Annotated in this window: 16 protein-coding genes; 7 read left to right on the forward strand and 9 right to left on the reverse strand. The window is 64.2% G+C overall.

Annotated features, from left to right (window positions below):
* Window positions 1–39: 39 nt before the first annotated feature.
* Both ilvD and EEB12_RS03935 read left to right on the forward strand, forming a co-directional pair.
* Window positions 40–1881, forward strand: a complete 1842-nt coding sequence (ilvD, locus tag EEB12_RS03925; protein ID WP_019747927.1) for a dihydroxy-acid dehydratase — start codon at window positions 40–42, stop codon at window positions 1879–1881.
* An 806-nt stretch (window positions 1882–2687) separates the two neighbouring features.
* On the forward strand, window positions 2688–4223 hold the full coding sequence (locus tag EEB12_RS03935) for an amino acid permease (RefSeq protein ID WP_020907256.1): 1536 nt from the start codon (window positions 2688–2690) through the stop codon (window positions 4221–4223).
* A 68-nt stretch (window positions 4224–4291) separates the two neighbouring features.
* On the opposite strand, the gene EEB12_RS03940 is transcribed toward EEB12_RS03935, so the two are convergent.
* Window positions 4292–5119, reverse strand: a complete 828-nt coding sequence (locus tag EEB12_RS03940; protein ID WP_019747923.1) for a DoxX family protein — start codon at window positions 5117–5119, stop codon at window positions 4292–4294.
* Window positions 5120–5209: 90 nt separating this feature from the next.
* Between EEB12_RS03940 and EEB12_RS03945 the strand changes: the two genes are divergently transcribed.
* Window positions 5210–6340: a PQQ-dependent sugar dehydrogenase gene (locus EEB12_RS03945; protein ID WP_141487424.1), complete on the forward strand. Its 1131-nt coding sequence runs from the start codon at window positions 5210–5212 to the stop codon at window positions 6338–6340.
* 139 nt (window positions 6341–6479) lie between these two features.
* The gene (locus tag EEB12_RS03950; RefSeq protein ID WP_020969304.1) at window positions 6480–7526 is read left to right on the forward strand and encodes an NAD(P)-dependent alcohol dehydrogenase; all 1047 of its coding nucleotides are present in this window, start codon (window positions 6480–6482) and stop codon (window positions 7524–7526) included.
* 88 nt (window positions 7527–7614) lie between these two features.
* Here EEB12_RS03950 and gatB read toward each other — a convergent pair whose 3' ends face one another.
* From gatB to EEB12_RS03970, 4 genes are all read right to left on the reverse strand, one after another.
* The gene (gatB, locus tag EEB12_RS03955; RefSeq protein ID WP_019747920.1) at window positions 7615–9126 is read right to left on the reverse strand and encodes an Asp-tRNA(Asn)/Glu-tRNA(Gln) amidotransferase subunit GatB; all 1512 of its coding nucleotides are present in this window, start codon (window positions 9124–9126) and stop codon (window positions 7615–7617) included.
* Window positions 9127–9151: 25 nt separating this feature from the next.
* A complete protein-coding gene (locus tag EEB12_RS03960) occupies window positions 9152–10183 on the reverse strand; it encodes an ATP-dependent 6-phosphofructokinase (RefSeq protein ID WP_019747919.1) in 1032 nt (343 codons plus the stop codon).
* A 115-nt stretch (window positions 10184–10298) separates the two neighbouring features.
* Window positions 10299–10961: a response regulator gene (locus tag EEB12_RS03965; protein WP_007729374.1), complete on the reverse strand. Its 663-nt coding sequence runs from the start codon at window positions 10959–10961 to the stop codon at window positions 10299–10301.
* A 9-nt stretch (window positions 10962–10970) separates the two neighbouring features.
* On the reverse strand, window positions 10971–12245 hold the full coding sequence (locus EEB12_RS03970) for a sensor histidine kinase (protein WP_047890156.1): 1275 nt from the start codon (window positions 12243–12245) through the stop codon (window positions 10971–10973).
* Window positions 12246–12409: 164 nt separating this feature from the next.
* On the opposite strand from EEB12_RS03970, the gene EEB12_RS03975 reads away from it, so the two are divergent.
* Window positions 12410–13084 (forward strand): hypothetical protein, encoded by a 675-nt coding sequence (locus tag EEB12_RS03975; RefSeq protein ID WP_029255103.1) that lies wholly within the window; start codon window positions 12410–12412, stop codon window positions 13082–13084.
* Window positions 13081–14469, forward strand: coding sequence for an alpha/beta-hydrolase family protein (locus EEB12_RS03980; RefSeq protein ID WP_141487425.1), 1389 nt, complete (start codon window positions 13081–13083; stop codon window positions 14467–14469). Before EEB12_RS03975 ends, EEB12_RS03980 begins: the two co-directional genes overlap by 4 nt.
* A gap of 57 nt (window positions 14470–14526) precedes the next feature.
* On the opposite strand, the gene gatA is transcribed toward EEB12_RS03980, so the two are convergent.
* Together gatA and gatC are read right to left on the reverse strand one after the other, a co-directional pair.
* Window positions 14527–16005 carry an Asp-tRNA(Asn)/Glu-tRNA(Gln) amidotransferase subunit GatA gene (gene gatA, locus EEB12_RS03985; protein WP_019747914.1) on the reverse strand — a complete coding sequence of 493 codons (1479 nt, stop codon included), beginning with the start codon at window positions 16003–16005 and terminating at the stop codon, window positions 14527–14529.
* Window positions 16002–16301, reverse strand: coding sequence for an Asp-tRNA(Asn)/Glu-tRNA(Gln) amidotransferase subunit GatC (gatC, locus tag EEB12_RS03990; RefSeq protein WP_003944747.1), 300 nt, complete (start codon window positions 16299–16301; stop codon window positions 16002–16004). The genes gatA and gatC overlap by 4 nt, the downstream gene beginning before the upstream one ends.
* A 301-nt stretch (window positions 16302–16602) precedes the next feature.
* Between gatC and EEB12_RS03995 the strand changes: the two genes are divergently transcribed.
* Window positions 16603–17253, forward strand: a complete 651-nt coding sequence (locus EEB12_RS03995; RefSeq protein WP_020969299.1) for a hypothetical protein — start codon at window positions 16603–16605, stop codon at window positions 17251–17253.
* A gap of 13 nt (window positions 17254–17266) precedes the next feature.
* Here EEB12_RS03995 and EEB12_RS04000 read toward each other — a convergent pair whose 3' ends face one another.
* On the reverse strand, window positions 17267–17755 hold the full coding sequence (locus tag EEB12_RS04000; RefSeq protein ID WP_019747912.1) for a GNAT family N-acetyltransferase: 489 nt from the start codon (window positions 17753–17755) through the stop codon (window positions 17267–17269).
* Window positions 17756–17802: 47 nt separating this feature from the next.
* Complete coding sequence (ligA, locus tag EEB12_RS04005; RefSeq protein ID WP_410055703.1) at window positions 17803–19884, reverse strand: NAD-dependent DNA ligase LigA; 2082 nt, start codon at window positions 19882–19884, stop codon at window positions 17803–17805.
* Window position 19885 lies beyond the last annotated feature (1 nt).

The following is a 19885-nucleotide window of genomic DNA, read 5'->3' on the forward strand; positions in this document are numbered from 1 at the left end:
TTTGAGTGGACCAGCAACGATCACATAAGGAACACGCCCATGCCCCCGTTGAGGTCACGCACCACCACCATCGGACGTAATGCTGCCGGAGCCCGATCCCTGTGGCGCGCCACAGGAATGACGGATTCCGACTTCGGAAAGCCGATCGTCGCCGTAGCGAACTCGTACACCCAGTTCGTACCCGGACACGTGCATCTCAAGAACGTAGGCGAGATCGTTGCCGAGGCCATCAGTGCGGCCGGCGGCGTCGCTCGTGAGTTCCACACCATCGCAGTCGACGACGGCATCGCAATGGGCCACGGCGGCATGCTCTACTCGCTCCCGAGCCGCGAGATCATCGCCGATTCGGTCGAGTACATGGCAAACGCCCACACGGCCGACGCACTGGTGTGTATCTCCAACTGCGACAAGATCACTCCCGGCATGCTCAACGCCGCGATGCGTCTGAACATCCCGACCGTGTTCGTCTCCGGCGGTCCGATGGAAGCAGGCAAGGCAGTGGTCGTCGGCGGCGTGGCCCAAGCCCCCACCGATCTCATCACGGCGATCTCGGCCTCTGCCAACGATGCCGTGTCCGACGAAGGCCTCGACGAGGTCGAGCGCAGCGCGTGCCCGACATGCGGCTCGTGCTCGGGCATGTTCACCGCCAACTCCATGAACTGCCTGACCGAAGCCCTCGGCCTCGCATTGCCGGGCAACGGCTCCACGCTGGCAACTCACAAGGCTCGTCACGCACTCTTCTCTCGTGCGGGCACCACCGTGGTCGAGGCTGCCCTCAAGTACTACCGCGACGGCGACGAGTCGGTGCTGCCGCGCAACATCGCGACCCCGGCAGCGTTCCGCAACGCAATGGCTCTCGACGTCGCCATGGGCGGCTCCACCAACACCGTCCTGCACACGCTGGCTGCGGCTCAGGAAGGCGAGGTCGACTTCGACCTCGACACCATCGACGCGATCAGCCGCAAGGTGCCGTGCCTGTCCAAGGTCTCCCCCAACTCGGACTACCACATGGAGGACGTCCACCGCGCCGGCGGAATCCCCGCGCTGCTCGGTGAGCTTCGCCGCGGCGGACTCCTCGAAACCGACGTGTCCACCGTGCACACCAAGAGCTTCGACCAGTGGCTCGACGACTGGGACATCCGCTCCGGCAAGGCAACCGACGAGGCAATCGAGCTTTTCCACGCGGCTCCCGGCGGCGTGCGCACCATCGAACCGTTCTCCACGGATAACCGTTGGTCTGCTCTCGACACCGATGCGGCCGGCGGCTGCATCCGCGACGTCGAGAACGCCTACACCGTCGAAGGCGGCTTGGTTGTCCTGCGCGGCAACATCGCACTCGACGGCGCAATCCTCAAGACGGCCGGCATCGACGAGGAACTGTTCTCCTTCCAGGGCCCGGCGCTGGTCGTCGAATCTCAGGAAGAAGCCGTCTCGGTCATCTTGCAGAAGAAGATCAAGGCCGGCGACGTTCTCGTCGTGCGTTACGAAGGCCCCAAGGGTGGCCCCGGCATGCAGGAAATGCTGCACCCCACTGCCTTCCTCAAGGGCGCAGGCCTCGGCAAGGAATGCGCACTGATCACCGACGGTCGTTTCTCGGGCGGAACTTCCGGACTGTCCATCGGTCACATCTCCCCCGAGGCTGCCGCAGGCGGAGTCATCGGACTCGTCCAGAACGGCGATCAGGTCCGCATCGACGTCGCCTCGCGCACGCTCGAGATCCTGGTCGACGACGACGTCCTCGCCGAGCGACGCGCGAAGATGGAGGCCTCCGAGCGCCCGTGGCAGCCGGTCGATCGTCAGCGCACCGTGACGACAGCCCTACGCGCCTACGCCGCTCTGGCAACGTCCGCCGACAAGGGAGCGGTTCGCTACGTTCCGTAAGTTCTGCCACGAACGGACAAAGATCCCCGGCCGCTTTTCGGCCGGGGATCTTTTCTGTCAGCGTGCGAGATGAATCGGGATCAGATTCGCGCCAGTTCCTCCGGAAAATCTTCCTCCGGTGTTGTACGAGCATGCACCACAACCCAATCCGATCATCCCGTCGGTTTGGTACGCATCGTCGGCAGCACCTTCGACAACCACGCCGACACGTAGGAACTTGCGCATGGCGACCTGAGCCGGCGCAGCGTCCAGGGACTTCTTTCACACGAGAACGGATGAAAGGTCAGCGCCCATAAGGAATTCCGCGACATCGCACATCCGGTCGAGTTCGGAAGCGTCGAGAGACGTCGGAGTACCACCACCGAACGCCACTGCGTCGTAGTGGGTTCAGTGGCCTGTAAGCCGTCTTGCGCGGATACACATATACATAATTCTGGTACGGACGTACCGCAACGGTGAGACTCATTGACCACAAGACCGACCGACAGGTACCGAATAGTCGGCCGACACGCGGAGCACGAACGGAACGATATGAGCTATCAGACATTTCAGACTGAATCGCGCGTCCGGCTCGTGAGCGAATTCACTTGGACGTAGGGTTCCAGACACCAGCTGATCAATTCAGATACATGAGGGGGGATGACTTCCAGTCAGGTGATCATTTCGGTCAGTTCGAGCGAGCTGACTTGCACACGGCGCTCACCAGTGGTTCCCTCATCAGGTCGCTGAGACGCACATCACAACGACGACAGTCAGCCACCGCCCGCCACCCACAAGGTCGACGGGAAACAACCAAGGAGCAATACATGCCCGGAGTCGGCATATGGCGCACCAAATCCGTCGAGCAATCGATCGCGGACACCGACGAGCCTGAGACAAAGCTCAAGAAGGAACTGACCGCGAAGGACCTCACGGTATTCGGAGTCGCCGTCGTCATCGGCGCAGGCATCTTCACGCTGACTGCTCGAACCGCAGGCAATGTCGCAGGACCCTCGATTTCACTGGCATTCGTTCTCGCTGCGATCGCCTGTGGCCTTGCCGCGCTGTGTTACGCGGAGTTCGCCTCCACCGTTCCAGTCGCAGGCAGCGCATACACGTTCTCCTACGCGACGTTCGGTGAGTTCGCAGCCTGGATCATCGGCTGGGACCTCATCCTCGAGTTTGCTCTCGCCTCCGCCGTCGTCGGCAAGGGTTGGTCGCTGTACCTCGGCAACGTCATCGGGGCGAGCGGCAGCACCACCGCCCACATCGGGTCGATCAGCTTCGACTGGGGCGCACTGCTCATCATCGGCGCGATCACCCTGATTCTCGCGATCGGCACCAAGGTTTCCTCGCGAGTCTCCGCGATCATTACCGCGATCAAGATCGCAGTAGTCCTGCTCGTCATCGTCGTGGGCGCGTTCTACATCAAGAAGGAGAACTACTCTCCCTTCATCCCGCCGTCCGAAGGATCCGAGAGCTCTGCAAGCGGAATCCATCAGACCTTGTTCTCCTGGCTGACCGGTGCAGGCGGAAGTAGCTACGGCGCCTACGGATTGCTCGCCGCAGCCAGCCTCGTGTTCTTTGCCTTCATCGGCTTCGATGTCGTCGCCACCACGGCCGAGGAAACCAAGAACCCGCAGAAGTCGTTGCCACGCGGAATCTTCGGCTCGCTCGCCATCGTCACCGTTCTCTACGTTGCCGTCACACTCGTCCTGACCGGCATGGTCAAGTACACCGAACTCAAGGACGGCAGTCCTCTGGTCGGCGATTCCAGCGCCACCCTCGCAACCGCATTCGAGGCCAACGGAATCGGTTGGGCACAAACCGCCATCAACTTCGGTGGCCTGGCCGGCCTCACGACAGTTGTCATGGTCATGATGCTCGGCCAGACCCGCGTCCTCTTCGCAATGTCCCGTGACGGCCTCATGCCGCGCAGCCTGGCCAAGACCAACGCCAAGGGCATCCCGATGCGCATCACGTTGATCGTCGGTGGCATCGTCGCCGTCCTGGCAGCCTTCTTCCCGATGGGCACGCTCGAAGAGATGGTCAACATCGGAACGCTGTTCGCATTCGTCCTGGTTTGTGTCGGTGTCATCGTCCTACGCCGCACCCGCCCCGACCTGCCGCGCGGATTCCGCGTCCCACTGGTGCCCTTCGTGCCGATCGTCGCCGTGCTCGCCTGCGGTTGGCTGATGCTCAACCTCTCGGTCGAGACCTGGATCCGGTTCCTCGTCTGGATGGCCATCGGTGTTGTCGTGTACTTCGCCTACGGTCACCGCAAGTCGGTCCTCGGTCGCAAGCTCAAGGACGGAACAGCCATCCCGTCCGCGAACGCCGACCCGGTACTCGTCAAGGACTGATCCTTCACAGACGAACCGCCGCTCTCCGATTCGGAGAGCGGCGGTTCGTTTGTTCGACGGCGCGAGTTTCAGATGAGCGGATTGGCACCGTTCAGGAAGATCCAAGTGCAGACGCCGGCAGCGATGCCGAGGATCAAGACCACGAGCGATCCGACGAACGGGCGGGTTGCCCAGCCACGACGACCGTCGAGCGAAATACGGCCAGGACCCGTCAAAATGATGACGCCCGCACAGATTCCGAGCAGCATCTCGTACTCGGTACCGGCCGGGGCGAAGTACTCCAGTCCAGGTGCGCTCGCCTGACGCAGCGCCCACGCATTGATCATCACGGCCAGAACCGATGCTGCCGCAACGGGAGTCAGCAACCCCAGGATCAGGAGGGCGCCACCTGCGACCTCACCGACGGCGCCGAGGATCGCCATCCACTTCGCCTGCTGGAACCCGGCATCCGCCAGCATCGTCTCGAAACCGCCCAGACCCGGCCCGTTCCAGATACCGGTCAACTTCTGCAGACCGTGCACCAGTGCCGTTCCGCCGACGGCCAAACGCAGTGCAAGCAAACCGAGGTCGAGAGTGCCTCGGCCCCGCGGAGTCTCGGTGGTCCCTGCCACGGCTTCGGCGGTGGGGACGGCGGTGATCGGAGCGTCGTACGCCGTTTCTCGCTCGAGAGCCACTGTCGGCTGATCCGCGCCCGGCGCTCGGTATGTCGGTATCTGTTCGGTCAGCGAGTTGGCGTTCGTGGAACCGAAATCGAGATCGTCGTCGGTCCGCGGCAACGGATTCTTGGCGCTCACCGTCGGAAATTGTTCGGTGGGCGAGTCATACGGACTGGACACGTTGCCCGTCGGCTTGTCCGCATCCGACAACTCGCTGGGATCTTTTCGCTCGTCAGTCACGTAGGTGAGCCTATGACCGATTCACGAACTCGACGGGGAACCTTGGTCCGGCGTGGCGGCATCTGCCGTGGGTTACGTAACGTCTTGGGCATGACTACGGGTAGGCATGCAGCGCTGGGCGCACTGGCTCTGGTGCTCGGGACATCGTTGCTCGCAGGTTGCGCGGACTTCGACGAATCGACTGCCTCGCCGTTCACACCCGAACCGACCAACCAGGCAAGCGCCGAAGTGCAGCCGGAGAACCCACCGCCGTCGACCACGCCGCCGGCGCCGCGGACCGGCCCCCTCGGGCCGTGTCAGGACGCCGACACCGCCGTGATCGCAACCTGTCTCGACACCACCGGCGGCCTCGTCACACTCCCGGACGGGAACTCCGGGCTGGTGGCCGAACGGCGAACCGGCCGAATCATGCAGGTAGCCCCCAACACGACACCGGTCGAGGTTGCCAAAATCGATGTCGACGGCAGCGGCGACGGCGGACTGCTCGACATCGCCCTCTCCCCCACATTTGTCGAAGACAACCTGATCTATGCCTACGTCACCACCGGAACCGACAACCGGGTGGTCCGCATTGCTCCCGGTGACACCGCCAAGGAGGTCCTCGGCGGAATCCCGCGCGGTGCAAGCGGCAACGGCGGATCACTCGAGTTCGCGGCCCCGGACCAGCTCATGGTTCTGACCGGCGATACCGGCAACCCTGCGGTTGCTCAGGATCCTGGCTCGTTGGCGGGGAAGCTGTTGCGAGTCCGATCGCTGACGCCCAACGCTGCGCCGCCTCGCCCGGAAGTTGTTCTGTCCGGAATCGGAAACGGCGGCGGCGTATGTGTCGATCCAGGCATCGCGACGTGGGTCACCGACCGAACCACTCTCGAAGATCGCCTCCAACGCGTCGGCGCCGACGGCACGGTGACATCCCCCGCGTGGACGTGGCCCGACCGACCCGGAGTCGGCGGGTGCATCGCAGCGCAGGGAGTGGTAGCTGTCGCGTTGGGGGCCGGCAAAGCGATCTCCGCATTGGCCGCTGACCCCGGAACGGGAGCGATCACCACCGCGCCGTCGGCAGTGGCGAAAGACACGTACGGCCAACTGGGCGGTTTGGCGCTCGGATCCGACGGTTTGATGTGGGCGAGCACGATCAACAAGACCGCGGGTGAGCCGGGGCCGAACGACGACAAGGTGGTCAAGATCCCGATGCCGAGTGGCAGCGGCGGGATCGACTGACCTGAGATCGCCGAGCAGCATGTCTGTTCGGTCACGGATCGCGTGACCGAACATGCACAGATGCGTACTCTTTCGTTAGCGGGGCTAAACACCCCGCTTGTGCCAGGAGCGGTTGGCCAACCACGACAAAGGAGTCGGAATGAAGGCAATCCAGTACACGAGAATCGGCGCGGAACCCGAACTCACGGAAATTCCCAAACCCGAGCCCGGTCCAGGTGAAGTGCTCCTGGAAGTCACCGCTGCCGGCGTCTGCCACTCGGACGACTTCATCATGAGCCTGCCCGAAGAGCAGTACACCTACGGCCTTCCGCTCACGCTCGGCCACGAAGGCGCAGGCAAGGTCGCCGCCGTCGGCGAGGGTGTCGAAGGTCTCGACATCGGAACCAATGTCGTCGTCTACGGGCCTTGGGGTTGTGGCAACTGTTGGCACTGCTCACAAGGACTCGAGAACTATTGCTCTCGCGCCCAAGAACTCGGCATCAATCCTCCCGGTCTCGGTGCACCCGGCGCGTTGGCCGAGTTCATGATCGTCGATTCTCCTCGCCACCTTGTCCCGATCGGTGACCTCGACCCGGTCAAGACGGTGCCGCTGACCGACGCCGGTCTGACGCCGTATCACGCGATCAAGCGTTCTCTGCCGAAACTTCGCGGAGGCTCGTACGCGGTTGTCATTGGTACCGGCGGGCTCGGCCACGTCGCCATTCAGCTCCTCCGTCACCTCTCGGCGGCAACGGTCATCGCTTTGGACGTGAGCGCGGACAAGCTCGAACTGGCAACCAAGGTAGGCGCTCACGAAGTGGTTCTGTCCGACAAGGACGCGGCCGAGAACGTCCGCAAGATCACTGGAAGTCAAGGCGCCGCACTGGTTCTCGACTTCGTCGGCTACCAGCCCACCATCGACACCGCGATGGCTGTCGCCGGCGTCGGATCAGACGTCACGATCGTCGGGATCGGGGACGGCCAGGCCCACGCCAAAGTCGGATTCTTCCAAAGTCCTTACGAGGCTTCGGTGACAGTTCCGTATTGGGGTGCCCGCAACGAGTTGATCGAATTGATCGACCTCGCCCACGCCGGCATCTTCGACATCGCGGTGGAGACCTTCAGTCTCGACAACGGTGCCGAAGCGTATCGACGACTGGCTGCCGGAACGCTCAGCGGCCGTGCGGTTGTGGTCCCTGGTCTGTAGACCGACAGCGGCAAAACGACAGCGGTAAATACGGATGCCCGGCCGAATTAGATTCGGCCGGGCATCAGTGTCAGAGATTCAGTGTGCGCTAGCTGCACGCCTCGATGACAAGTTCCTTCACACGAGCCGCGTCTGCCTGTCCTCGGGTGGCCTTCATGACGTCGCCGACGATCTTTCCGGCGGCCTGGACCTTGCCGCTGCGGATCTTGTCCGCGATGTCGGGGTTGGCTGCGAGTGCCTCGTCGACGGCTGCCTTGAGCTTGGTTTCGTCACGTTCGACGACCAACTCCGGGTGGGCCGCGACAACCTGCTCCGGGTCACCCTCGCCGTCGAGGACGTGATCGACGACCTGGCGAGCGACCTTGTTGTTGAGCTTGCCGCTGTCGATGAGAGCTACGACCTGCGCAACCTGCGCCGGGGTGATCGGCAGAGCGCCGAGTTCGACGCCGCGGGTGTTGGCCTGCTGCGACAGGTAGGACAGCCACCAGGAGCGCGCTGCCTCGGGCGAAGCACCGGCCTCGGTGGTCGCAATCACCAGATCGATGGCGCCGGCGTTGACGAGGTCACGCATGACCTCGTCGGAGATTCCCCAGTCCTTCTGGATCCGCGCGCGGCGAATCCAGGGAAGCTCCGGCAAGGTGCCGCGCAGTTCTTCGACCCACTCGGCGCTCGGAGCAACAGGCTCGAGATCCGGTTCCGGGAAGTAGCGGTAGTCCTCGGCTGTTTCCTTGCGGCGTCCGGCGGCCGTGGTGCCGTCGGCTTCCTGGAAGTGGCGGGTCTCCTGGATGACCTCGCCGCCGGCGTCGAGAACTGCTGCCTGACGGCGCATTTCGTAGCGAACTGCGACCTCGACGCTCTTGAGGGAGTTGACGTTCTTGGTCTCGGTACGCGTTCCGAGTTCCTTGGCGCCGATCGGCATCAGCGAGATGTTGGCGTCGCAGCGCATCGATCCCTGATCCATCCGCACGTCCGAGACGTCGAGTGATTTGAGCAGATCACGAAGCGCCGTCACGTAGGCGCGGGCAACCTCGGGAGCGCGCTCACCGGCACCGTGGATGGTCTTGGTGACGATCTCCACCAGCGGCACACCCGCACGGTTGTAGTCGAGCAGTGAGTGGCTCGCACCGTGGATACGGCCGGTAGCGCCACCGACGTGGAGGGACTTACCGGTGTCCTCCTCCATGTGTGCGCGCTCGATGTCGACACGCCACGTCGTCCCGTCGTCGAGGATCACGTCGAGGTATCCCTCGGTTGCGATCGGCTCGTCGTACTGGGAAATCTGGTAGTTCTTCGGCTGATCCGGGTAGAAGTAGTTCTTGCGTGCGAATCGGCCCCAAGGCGTGATGGAGCAGTTGAGCGCAAGGCCGATCCGGATCGCGGACTCGACAGCGGCTGCGTTCACCACCGGCAACGAACCGGGCATGCCCAGACAGACCGGGCACACCTGGGTATTGGGTTCGGCACCGAACTCGGTGGGGCACGGGCAGAACATCTTGGTCGCGGTGCCGAGTTCTACGTGCACCTCCATACCCATCACAGGCTCGTACTTGGTCAGTACTTCGTCGTAATCGAGGATGTCGGGCGCATCGACAGCAGTCATGGTGATCAGTTTATGCGTCTGCGGCTCAGCCGAAGAATGCGGCTGCCTCCTCGTAGCGCTCCTTGGGCACCGTCTTGAGTTTGCGGGTCGCCTCGGCGAGCGGAACGAGGTCGATGGACGTTCCGTGCAACGCGACCATCTGACCGAAATCTCCGCGGTGAGCTGCGTCGGTGGCATGAACGCCGAAGCGAGTGGCGAGGATGCGGTCGTGCGGCGTCGGGGTGCCGCCGCGCTGGATGTGTCCGAGGACGGTGGTCCGAACTTCCTTGCCGATGCGGCGCTCGATCTCGTTTCCGAGCTGCTGCGCGACGCCGGTGAAGATCTTGTGGCCGAACTCGTCGATGCCACCTTCGCGCAGGGTCATCGACGCGGGATCGGGCATCGCGCCTTCAGCGACGACGCAGATGAAGTGAGAGTCGCCACGCTGGAAGCGCTTCTTGACCATCGCGCATACCTCGTCGACGTCGAACGGCTGTTCCGGAACCAGAGTCAGGTGTGCCCCCGACGCCAGTCCGGCTTGCAGCGCGATCCAGCCCGCGTGCCGGCCCATGACCTCGACGAGCATGACGCGCTGATGCGATTCAGCCGTGGTGTGGAGTCTGTCGATGGCGTCGGTGGCGACGGCCAATGCGGTGTCGAAACCGAAAGTCACGTCAGTGCAGTCGATGTCGTTGTCGATCGTCTTGGGCACGCCGATTACGGGCACGCCGCTCTCGGAAAGCCAACTGGCCGCGGTGAGTGTGCCTTCGCCGCCGATCGGGATCAGGACGTCGATCCCGTTGTCGTCGAGGGTCTGCTTGATCTGATCGAGGCCCGCGCGCAGTTTGTCGGGGTTCACGCGAGCGGTGCCGAGGATCGTGCCGCCGCGGGTGAGGATGCGGTTGATGCGGTCATCGGAGTCGAGCGGGACCTTGCGGTCCTCGAGCAATCCTCGCCAGCCGTCCCGGAATCCGACCACGGTGCTGCCGTAACGACCGGCCGACGTACGTACGACGGCGCGGATGACCGCGTTCAAGCCCGGGCAGTCGCCGCCGCCCGTGAGGATTCCGATTCGCATAGTGCAGCACCTCTCGTGACCGGATTGTGGATCTTGGTGTCCATCTTCCCCCAGTCACCGTATTGCCGCAGGATAGCGGCGTTGCCGAGCCGCAACGCCGCGCCGCACGGGACCCCTAACCCGGCGTGACGAGCCCGCTTTCGTACGCCAACACGACTGCCTGGGCGCGATCGCGCAGATCGAGCTTGGACAGCACCTTCCCGACATGGGTCTTGACGGTCTGCTCGGCGACGAACAGCCGCTCGGCAATCTCGACGTTGGACAATCCGCGGGCAATCAGTTCGAGGACCTCGCGCTCACGCGGGGTCAGCGCATCGAGCGCTGCGGGCCGTGCGCGCGGTGCGGCCCGCCGGCTGGTCACATCGGCAATCAGGCGACGCGTCACCGTCGGCGCCAGCAAGGCCTGCCCTTCGGCGACGACGCGCACCGCCCGAATCAGTTCCTCAGCCGGTGCGTCCTTGAGCATGAAACCGCTCGCTCCGACGCTCAGGGCCTCGTAGACGTAATCGTCGATGTCGAAAGTGGTAAGCATGAGGACTCGCACCGGCGGCTCCCATCCGGCGGACAGAATCTGGCGGGCAGCGTCGAGTCCGTTCATCTCGGGCATACGAACATCCATCAACACCACGTCCGGACGCAATCGCGCGACCTCGGCGACGGCGATCTTCCCGTCCGGCGCATCGCCGATCACGCTGATGTCGGGCTGGGCGGAGAGTAGGGCTCCGAACCCTTGTCGAACCATCGCCTGGTCGTCTGCGATGAATACTGTGATGGGCACTCGGACAGCCTAGGCGGGCATCGACGGCAACTCGGCCCGGACCTCGAACCCTCCGTCCTCGCGCCGGTTTGCCAACAGCATGCCGCCCACCGCCGAAGCCCGCTCACGCATTCCGCGTATTCCGTTGCCACCAGTGGTTTCCGACGCCGAGTGCTGATTGCCACCCAATGGCGAAGGCCCGTTGTTCACGAGCGCGCTCACCGATTGCGGGCCGAACGCCACGGCGACCTCGATGGGTCCGCCTGGTGAATGCCTGGCCGCATTGGTAATCGACTCCTGAATGATCCGGTAGAGCGCAAGGCCCGTGGATTCCGAGACCGACGCTCGATCTCCGTCGACTCGCCACGACACCGGAAGTCCCGCACGGGTACTGCCGAGCAGCAGTTCGTCCAACTGGTCGACGCCCGGTTGCGGGGCCGTCACCACGGAGTCACCGTCGCTGCGCAGCACTCCGAGGAGACCACGAATCTCGTTGAGCGCTGCTCGCCCTGTCTCACTTATCGATTCGAATTCGGTCCGGATCTCGGGAGTGACCGCATCGAGTCGGTACGGCGCACTCTGCGCTTGCACGACCACCATCGACATGTGGTGGGCCACGATGTCGTGCAAGTCGCGGGCGATACGCGCCTTCTCCTCGAGGATCGTGCGCCGTGTGCGTTCGAGTTCGCTGACTTCCTCCTGCTTGGCCAACTGACGGCGCGAGAGAACCAACCAGCGGATCAGCAGGCAGAAGACCACCAGGGCGCTCAGCCCGACGGCCCAACCGGCTCCGTCGCTTCCCGGAGCGTTGCCGAGGAAAAGCAGCACCGTGGCGATCCAGGCGACACCGACAACCTGAATGGGTGCTCGCAGACTCACCGCGGCCAGCAACGACATCAGCACGATGATGTGGACGACCTGCCACGGGTAGTCGTAACCAGTCGTGTTGTCGAACACCAACGGGATGATCAGTGCCGACACCGCCGACACCGCCCATCCCAACGGAGCGTTGATCCGGATCAGGACAAACGGAAAGGCGGCCAACGCGGCGACGAACGGCATGATCGGCGGCGAAACATGATGCGTCAGTTGCAGTGTCGGCCAGGCAATCGAATAGAGGATCAGAGTGATCACTACGATGACGATGTTCCAGAACTGACCGCGGGCCACGAAACTGGTTGCCCGGCGCACCTTCTCCGAATGTACGACCGCCCCGTCGAGGCCGGACAGCACCGACCCGGCAGTGGTGTATGTCGGCGCGGGCACACCCGGTGCGCCTCTGTTCTTCCTTCGGACCTTGATCACCCGTCAAGCCTATGAAGGCGAACCCGGAAAGTCCTCATACTGCAGAGTGAGATCCCCCTACCTCCGAGGTATCACAGGGGAGGGAATTCTCACCCGATCGCACGTCGGAGAACCCCTCTCCAGAGCGATGACCGCCAGGATTGTCCGTTCATAGCGTGAACGGCATGCGGATCACACGAGTGAAAGACCTCTCTCGAAGCGCCGGCACCTGGGCTGCCCTGGCGCTGGCGGCAACGGCAGCGATCACCGTCACTGCCGGAGCGAGCGGAGCCGAGCCGCCGCGCACCGAGAATTCGAACGCATCCAGGGCGATCGCCACTGTGACTACCGCGGATGCCTCTGATGCTGCGACCACCATCCCGTCGGACTTCGCCGCATTTGCCGGCTACACGCCTACCGTCGTCGACGGATACCTCGCCAACCCCCACGGCGACTGCTCGTCACCGATTCCGCTTCCCGACGAATTCGACTCGGCCTGCAAAGCACACGATCTCGGGTACGACCTACTCCGCTACGCGCATTCGCACGGAACGGAACTGGGGCCGTGGGCCCGTCAGGTCCTCGACGGTCAGCTCGACGAGCGAATGCATGCGGCCTGTGAAGACCGCACGTCCTTTCTCTCACGTGGGTATTGCTTCGCGATGGCCGATGTCGCCGTCACAGCGGTGAACGGAAACTCTTGGCGCCAAAGCTATCTGACACCGGTCGCGGAATCGGGGTTCGGTTACGGCACGGCCGGAGTTCTGGCAGTTTCCGCCCTCGGCTTCACCCTGATGCGATCGCGGCGCCTCGATCCGTCGAACGAGTTCTCCTTCTCCCCGAAAGCGATTGCAGCATGAGCGTTCTGAATGCGTCACGGACCCCCGTCCTCGCCCGAGTCGGGGCGCTCGCACTCCCCCGGGTGTCCACGAGCGTCGCCGTGGCAGCGATGTCCGCCATCTCGCTAGCTCCCGGACTCCTGCCGAGATCAGCCGTACTCCAAGGGGTATTCAGCGGTCTGCTCGTCGCGGTCGGGCTACTGGCGATGTGGGCGTTCTCCGCGGTAGCCCGTCGGCTCGTCCCCGACCGGGTCAAGGCCCGATTCGACGAACGTCATTGGCGCATCACCGCGTTCGGGTTGTCGACTGCCGGCACCGCAGTTGCGATGTTCGCCGCCGCCGGTTGGCAGAACTCGCTGCGAGCAGCGATGGGCGCACCGCCTGCCGGGCTGATCCACTGGGTGGAGGCGGGGTGCATTGCCTCGCTGACCGCCCTTGCACTCTGGGGCCTCGGGGTCGGACTTTCGAAGGCGCTGCGGTGGATGGGTTTCGCGCGGAGCGTGGGCGCACTGGTCATGGGAGTCCTCGGCGTGCAGTTGGTCGTCGGTCCCGCCGTCTGGAACGGCCTCGCCGATTCGTTCGACAAGTCCAACGCGTACATCGACACCGCTCTGACACAGCCACTTTCGGCCTCTGCGACAGGCAGCTCCGAATCGCTCATCTCGTGGACCTCGATGGGCGCGGAGGGACGCAAATTCATCGCTGCAGGCGAAGACTCGGTGCGCGTCTACGCCGGTGTGGATTCCGCACCCGATACCGCATCGCGTGCCGCTCTCGCCGTGAGTGAACTCGATCGCGTCGGCGGCTTCGCCCGCAACAGCGTCGTGGTGGCCGTTCCGACCGGCTCGGGGTGGATCGACACCCACGCAGTCGACGGTATCGAGCAACGGTTCGGCGGAGACGTCGCGATAGTCGGGCAGCAATACTCCGACGCACCCAGTTGGGCGACATTCCTGTTCAGCCGCGACGACGCCGAAGAATCAGCCACCGCCCTGTTCACGGCTGTCGGTAGCCACATTGCCGCGATGCCGGCCGAGGATCGACCGGACCTGTTCCTCTACGGACAGAGCCTCGGCGCCGTCGGCGGCAGCGCCGCACTGACCGAGAGCAGTGCCACCGTCCCGTGCGACGTGTTGTGGGCCGGTCCCCCGGCCGGCGCGACACGGACGGACGGCGCAACCGTCCTCGCGAACACGTCTGACCCGGTGGTGTGGTGGTCCCCCGCCCTCGCGACGCAGAAGCCGGATCTGAGCCGTGCCGTGCAGGACGGCCCGATCCCGCAGTGGATCCCAGGCGTCACGTTCTTGCAGACCACCGTCGACATGCTCGGTTCGCTCGGTGTCCCCGCCGGTCACGGCCACCGCTACGGAACCGATCAGGGAACAGCTTTGGGGACTTGCTCCTGAAACTGCTGTGCGCCTTTATTAACCGCGGGGGGTTAATAAAGGCGCACAGCAAACAGGTCAGACTGCAGTTGCAATCGGGCCGCGAGCAGCTTCGTAGGCGGCACCGACACGGTAGAGGCGCTCGTCAGCCATGGCGGGCGCCATGATCTGCAGGCCCACCGGCAGGTTGTCGTCCGCGGACAGACCCGATGGCACCGACATGGCGCAGTGTCCGGCCAGGTTGGTCGGCAGCGTGCACAGGTCGGAGAGGTACATGGCCAACGGATCGCCGACCTTCTCCCCCAACTTCCACGGCGTGAACGGGCTGGTCGGCGAGACCAGTACGTCTACCTTCTCGTAGGCCTTGTCGAAATCGCGTGCGATGAGGGTACGAACCTTGAGCGCCGAACCGTAGTAGGCGTCGTAGTAGCCCGAGGACAGTGCGTAGGTACCGATCATGATGCGGCGCTTGACCTCCGGGCCGAAACCGGCGGCGCGGGTTGCCGCCATGACCTGGTCGGCACTCATGTTGCCTTCGTCGACACGCAGTCCGTAGCGCATGGCGTCGAAGCGGGCCAGGTTGGACGAGACCTCACTGGGCAGCACCAGGTAGTACGACGCGAGCGCATGCTCGAAGCTCGGGCACGAAACCTCGACAACTTCGGCGCCCAAAGCCTTGAGTTGCTCGACAGCAGCGTCGAAGGAAGCGATGACGCCGGGCTGGTAGCTGTCGGAGTGAAGTTCCTTGACCACACCGACTTTGACGCCGCGCAGGTCGCCGACTGCACCTTCACGTGCCGCAGCGACCACCGGACGCACGGGGGCGTCGATGGACGTGGAGTCACGCGGATCGTGCCCGGCGATGACCTCGTGCAGTAGAGCGGTGTCGAGCACGGTGCGACCACAGGGGCCACCCTGATCGAGCGAGGAGGCGCACGCGACGAGCCCGAAGCGCGAGACAGTTCCGTACGTCGGCTTGGTTCCGACCGTCGCGGTGACCGCAGCGGGCTGACGGATCGACCCGCCGGTGTCGGTGCCGATGGCCAACGGGGCCTGACGCGACGCGAGCGCTGCAGCGCTACCACCACCGGATCCGCCGGGGATGCGGGTGACATCCCACGGGTTACGCGTCGGACCGAATGCGGAGTTCTCCGTGGAGGAGCCCATCGCAAATTCGTCGAGGTTCGTCTTGCCGAGGATCGGGATGCCTGCAGCGCGAAGCTTGCTCGTCAGGGTCGCGTCGTACGGCGCAACCCAGCCTTCGAGAATCTTCGACGCACAGGTGGTCGGCATGTCCGTCGTGGTGAAGATGTCCTTCAACGCAATCGGAACTCCGGCGAGTGCCGAAGCGGGTTCGTTTCCGCCTGCGAGCGAGTTGTCCACTGCTGCGGCGGCTTCGAGAGCCTGTTCACCGGCAACGTGCAGGAAGGCGTGGTACTCGGTGTCGACGGCAGCGATGCGGTCGAGATGCGCCTGCGTGACCTCTACCGAGGACACCTCACGCGAGTGGATCTTGCCGGCCAGCTCAGCGGCGTCCAGCGTGGTCAGATCGGTCATTCGCCCTCTCCAAGGATCTGCGGAACCGCAAAGCGATCCTGTTCGACTGCGGGTGCTCCGGACAATGCCTGCTCGGGGGTCAACCCGGGCACGATCACGTCGGGGCGCGTCACGTTGGTGACGGCATTGGGGTTCGCCATGGGCGGGACGTCGTCGGCCGCAACCTCGGTGACCACCTTGACGTGGTTGAGAATCGAATCCAACTGACCGGCGAACTCGTCGAGTTCGGCATCGGACAGGGCGAGTCTGGACAGCCGCGCGAGGTGCGCGACCTCGTCACGGGAGATGGCAGGCACCGCGGGGCCCCTTTCGGAAGAGGACGTGAACATTGCCGGTCCAGCCTAGTTGCTCGCCGCGACAGACCTGTAAGCACGCCTGCTGTGTCCCTGTAAGCACGCCTGCTGTGTCGACCGGTACGCACGCCTACTGTGTCCACCGCCACGTCGAATCCACCTCGTGTTTCGCTCGTGTGACAAGCATGTGCACCCGGTGTGACCCCGCCGCGGCGCCCACCAACGCGTGCTGAGCAAGTGCAAAGATGGGTGTGGCCCGGGTCGACGTGATCCGGGCGAGAACCGATCAGCGAAAGGCACGCACGTGTCGTACCTGCTTCGCGTCCAACTGCCCGACCGACCCGGCAGCCTCGGCGCGCTCGCCGTAGCTCTCGGATCCGTGGGCGCAGACATCCTCTCCCTCGACGTCGTGGAGCGAGGCGACGGTTTTGCCATCGACGACCTCGTGGTCGACGTCGAACCGGGCGCACTGCCCGACACCTTGATCACCGCTGCCGAGCATCTGCCCGACGTGCTGGTCGATTCGATCCGCCCCTACGCCGGGATTCTCGACACCCATCGTGAGCTCGAACTCATCGATTCCGTTGCGACAGCCCGAAACGATCGACTACAGGTCCTCGTCGACGGCGCGCCGCGTGTACTGCGAGTCGGCTGGTGCGTCGTCGCGGACATCGGCAAGCACGGTGCATACCGCGTCGTCGGTAGCGCCGGCGCGCCGGAAACCCATGCCACCGACATTCCGTGGATGCCACTGGACAAGCCCACCGCCCTCGACGGCGAGGCCGACTGGGTTCCGGACGTCTGGCGAGAGATGAACACCAGCCTCGCTGCCGCACCGCTCGGCTCCGGCAATCGCGTCCTCATGCTCGGTCGTCCCGGAGGACCCGAATTTCGCCCTTCGGAGATAGCTCGCCTCGGCTATCTCGCCGGAATCGTCGCGACAGTGCTGGGCTGACCAGGCCGGGTAATCAGGCCAGACCGCGAACCATGACCGTCAGCTCCATACCGCGAATCGGCTCCCACGCGCGCTCCGGATCGGGGACGAACCCGTTGCGGTCGTAGATGCGACGAGCATCGACCATCTCGGGCTGCGTCGAGATGACCACCGAGTGATCGCCTCGGTCGTAGGCTTCGGCGATCACTGCGCGAACCAATGCGGTTCCGGCGCCCGATCCCCGAGCCTGCGGCGAGACCGCGAGCATGCGGAACTCGAGTTCGCCCTTCTGCGCAACATCCGCGAAGGGCGTGCCGGGTTCGGCGATCGTCAAAGAACCCACGACCTCTTCGCCGAGAACGGCAACCAGCACCCGCCCCTGCTCCACCCGAGTTGCGGTGTCTCGCAGGCGCTCCGCGTACGGCGATCCGCCGGCGACAAATCCGCCACCCACGTACGACTGCACAGTCAGTTCCCCGACGGTCTCGAACTCAGCCGGTAGAACTTCACGAATCTCGATCATGGCGTCACTATCGCACCCAGCACACCAATCTCAGAAATCGGACAAAGTCACTCTGATTCGTCCAAATCGGTGGGAGCAACCGCATCCGGGCCATCTTCGAGCAACCGCCGGAAGCCGTCTTCGTCGAGCACCGGCACACCCAATTCGACTGCCTTGTCATGCTTGGAACCGGGCGCTTCACCGACGACGACAAACGCAGTCTTCTTCGAGACCGACCCAGCCGCCTTACCGCCGCGCACCAAAATCGCTTCCTTCGCCTGATCTCGCGAGTACGTCTCGAGCGAACCGGTGACGACGATCGAGAGACCCTCGAGATTGCGCGGAATCGAGTCGTCTCGCTCGTCCTCCATACGCACTCCGGCCGAAGCCCACTTGTCGACGATCTGCTGGTGCCAGTCGACGGAGAACCACTCCACGACAGCGGCGGCGATTGTGGATCCGACACCGTCGACTGCAGCCAACTCGTCGACCGACGCTTCCCGAATACGTTGCAGCGAACCGAATTCGCCGGCCAACGCCCTCGCAGCAGTGGGGCCGACGTGCCGAATCGACAGTGCCACAAGCACTCTCCACAACGGCTTGTCCTTGGCCGAATCCAGGTTGGCCAGCAAGCGTTTTCCGTTGGCAGACAGGGCTCCCGCATTGGTGCGGAAGATGGGAACCTCGATCAGTTTCTCGGCGTCGAGTGAAAAGAGATCACCCTCGTCACCGATGACCTTCGCCTCCAGCAGCCCGGTCGCGGCCTCGTAACCGAGCACCTCGATGTCGAATGCTCCGCGCCCCGAGACGTGGAACACGCGCTCGCGCAACTGCGCCGGGCAGTACTGCTGATTAGGACATCGCACGTCGACGTCGCCCTCTTTCGCGGGTGCCAACAACGTGCCGCACTCGGGGCAATGCTTCGGCATCACGAACTCGCGCTCGGTACCGTCGCGCACGTCTGCCACGGGTCCGAGGACCTCGGGAATCACATCTCCGGCCTTACGCAACACCACGGTGTCGCCGATCAGCACACCCTTGCGTTTGACCTCGGATCCGTTGTGCAGCGTGGCCAAGGACACAGTGGAACCCGCCACCGTGACGGGTTCCATGTACGCGAACGGCGTCACGCGACCCGTACGGCCGACACTGACCCGGATGTCGAGGAGCTTGGTCGTGACCTCTTCCGGCGGGTACTTGTACGCGATCGCCCACCGCGGTGCGCGAGACGTGGTGCCCAGACGTCGATGCAACGACATCTCGTCGACCTTGACCACCAACCCGTCGATCTCGTGCTCGACGTCGTGGCGATGTTCTCCCCAGTACTTCATCTTCTCGACCACGGCGTCGGCTCCGACCACCCGCGAGGTGTGCGTGGACACCGGCAGCCCCCAGGCGGCGAGGGCCACGTAGGCGTCGTACTGCGAAGCCGGCTCGAAACCTTCCATGCGCCCGAACCCGTGGCAGATCATGCCGAGGCGACGACGCGCGGTGACGGCAGGATTCTTCTGACGCAGGGAGCCCGCCGCAGAGTTGCGCGGATTGGCGAACGGCGCCTTACCCTCCTCCACGAGGGAGGCATTGAGTGCCGCGAAGTCCTCGAGGCGGAAGAACACCTCTCCTCGCACCTCGAGCAAGGTTGGAATCGGGTATTCGTCCGTAGCGGTGAGCCGCTCCGGGATGTCGTTGATCGTCAGGGCATTGAGAGTGACCAACTCGCCCGTACGACCGTCGCCGCGGGTTGCGGCACGCACGAGTTTGCCGTTCTCGTAGACGAGATTGAGCGCGACACCGTCGATTTTCACTTCGCAGAGATAGTGCAGTTCCGGCCCGGTTTCCTGCTCTACCTTGGCGATCCATCCGCGGAGTTCGGACTCGTCGAAGACGTTGTCGAGGCTGAGCATCCGCTCGAGGTGATCGACGGACGTGAAGTCCGTCGCGAATCCGCCGCCGACGAGTTGCGTCGGAGAGTCGGGAGTTCGCAGATCCGGGTACTGCTCTTCGAGAGCATTGAGCTGCCCGAGCAATGTGTCGAATGCACCGTCCGAAATGACGGGCGCGTCACGAACGTAGTAGCGGAACTGATGCTGGCGTACCTCTTCGGCCAGCTCCGTCCACTGCTCGCGCGCCTCGTTGGGCGCTGGCTGCATT

This window comes from Rhodococcus sp. WS1 (genome assembly GCF_003797745.1).
GTDB classification, from domain to species: domain Bacteria; phylum Actinomycetota; class Actinomycetes; order Mycobacteriales; family Mycobacteriaceae; genus Rhodococcus_F; species Rhodococcus_F erythropolis.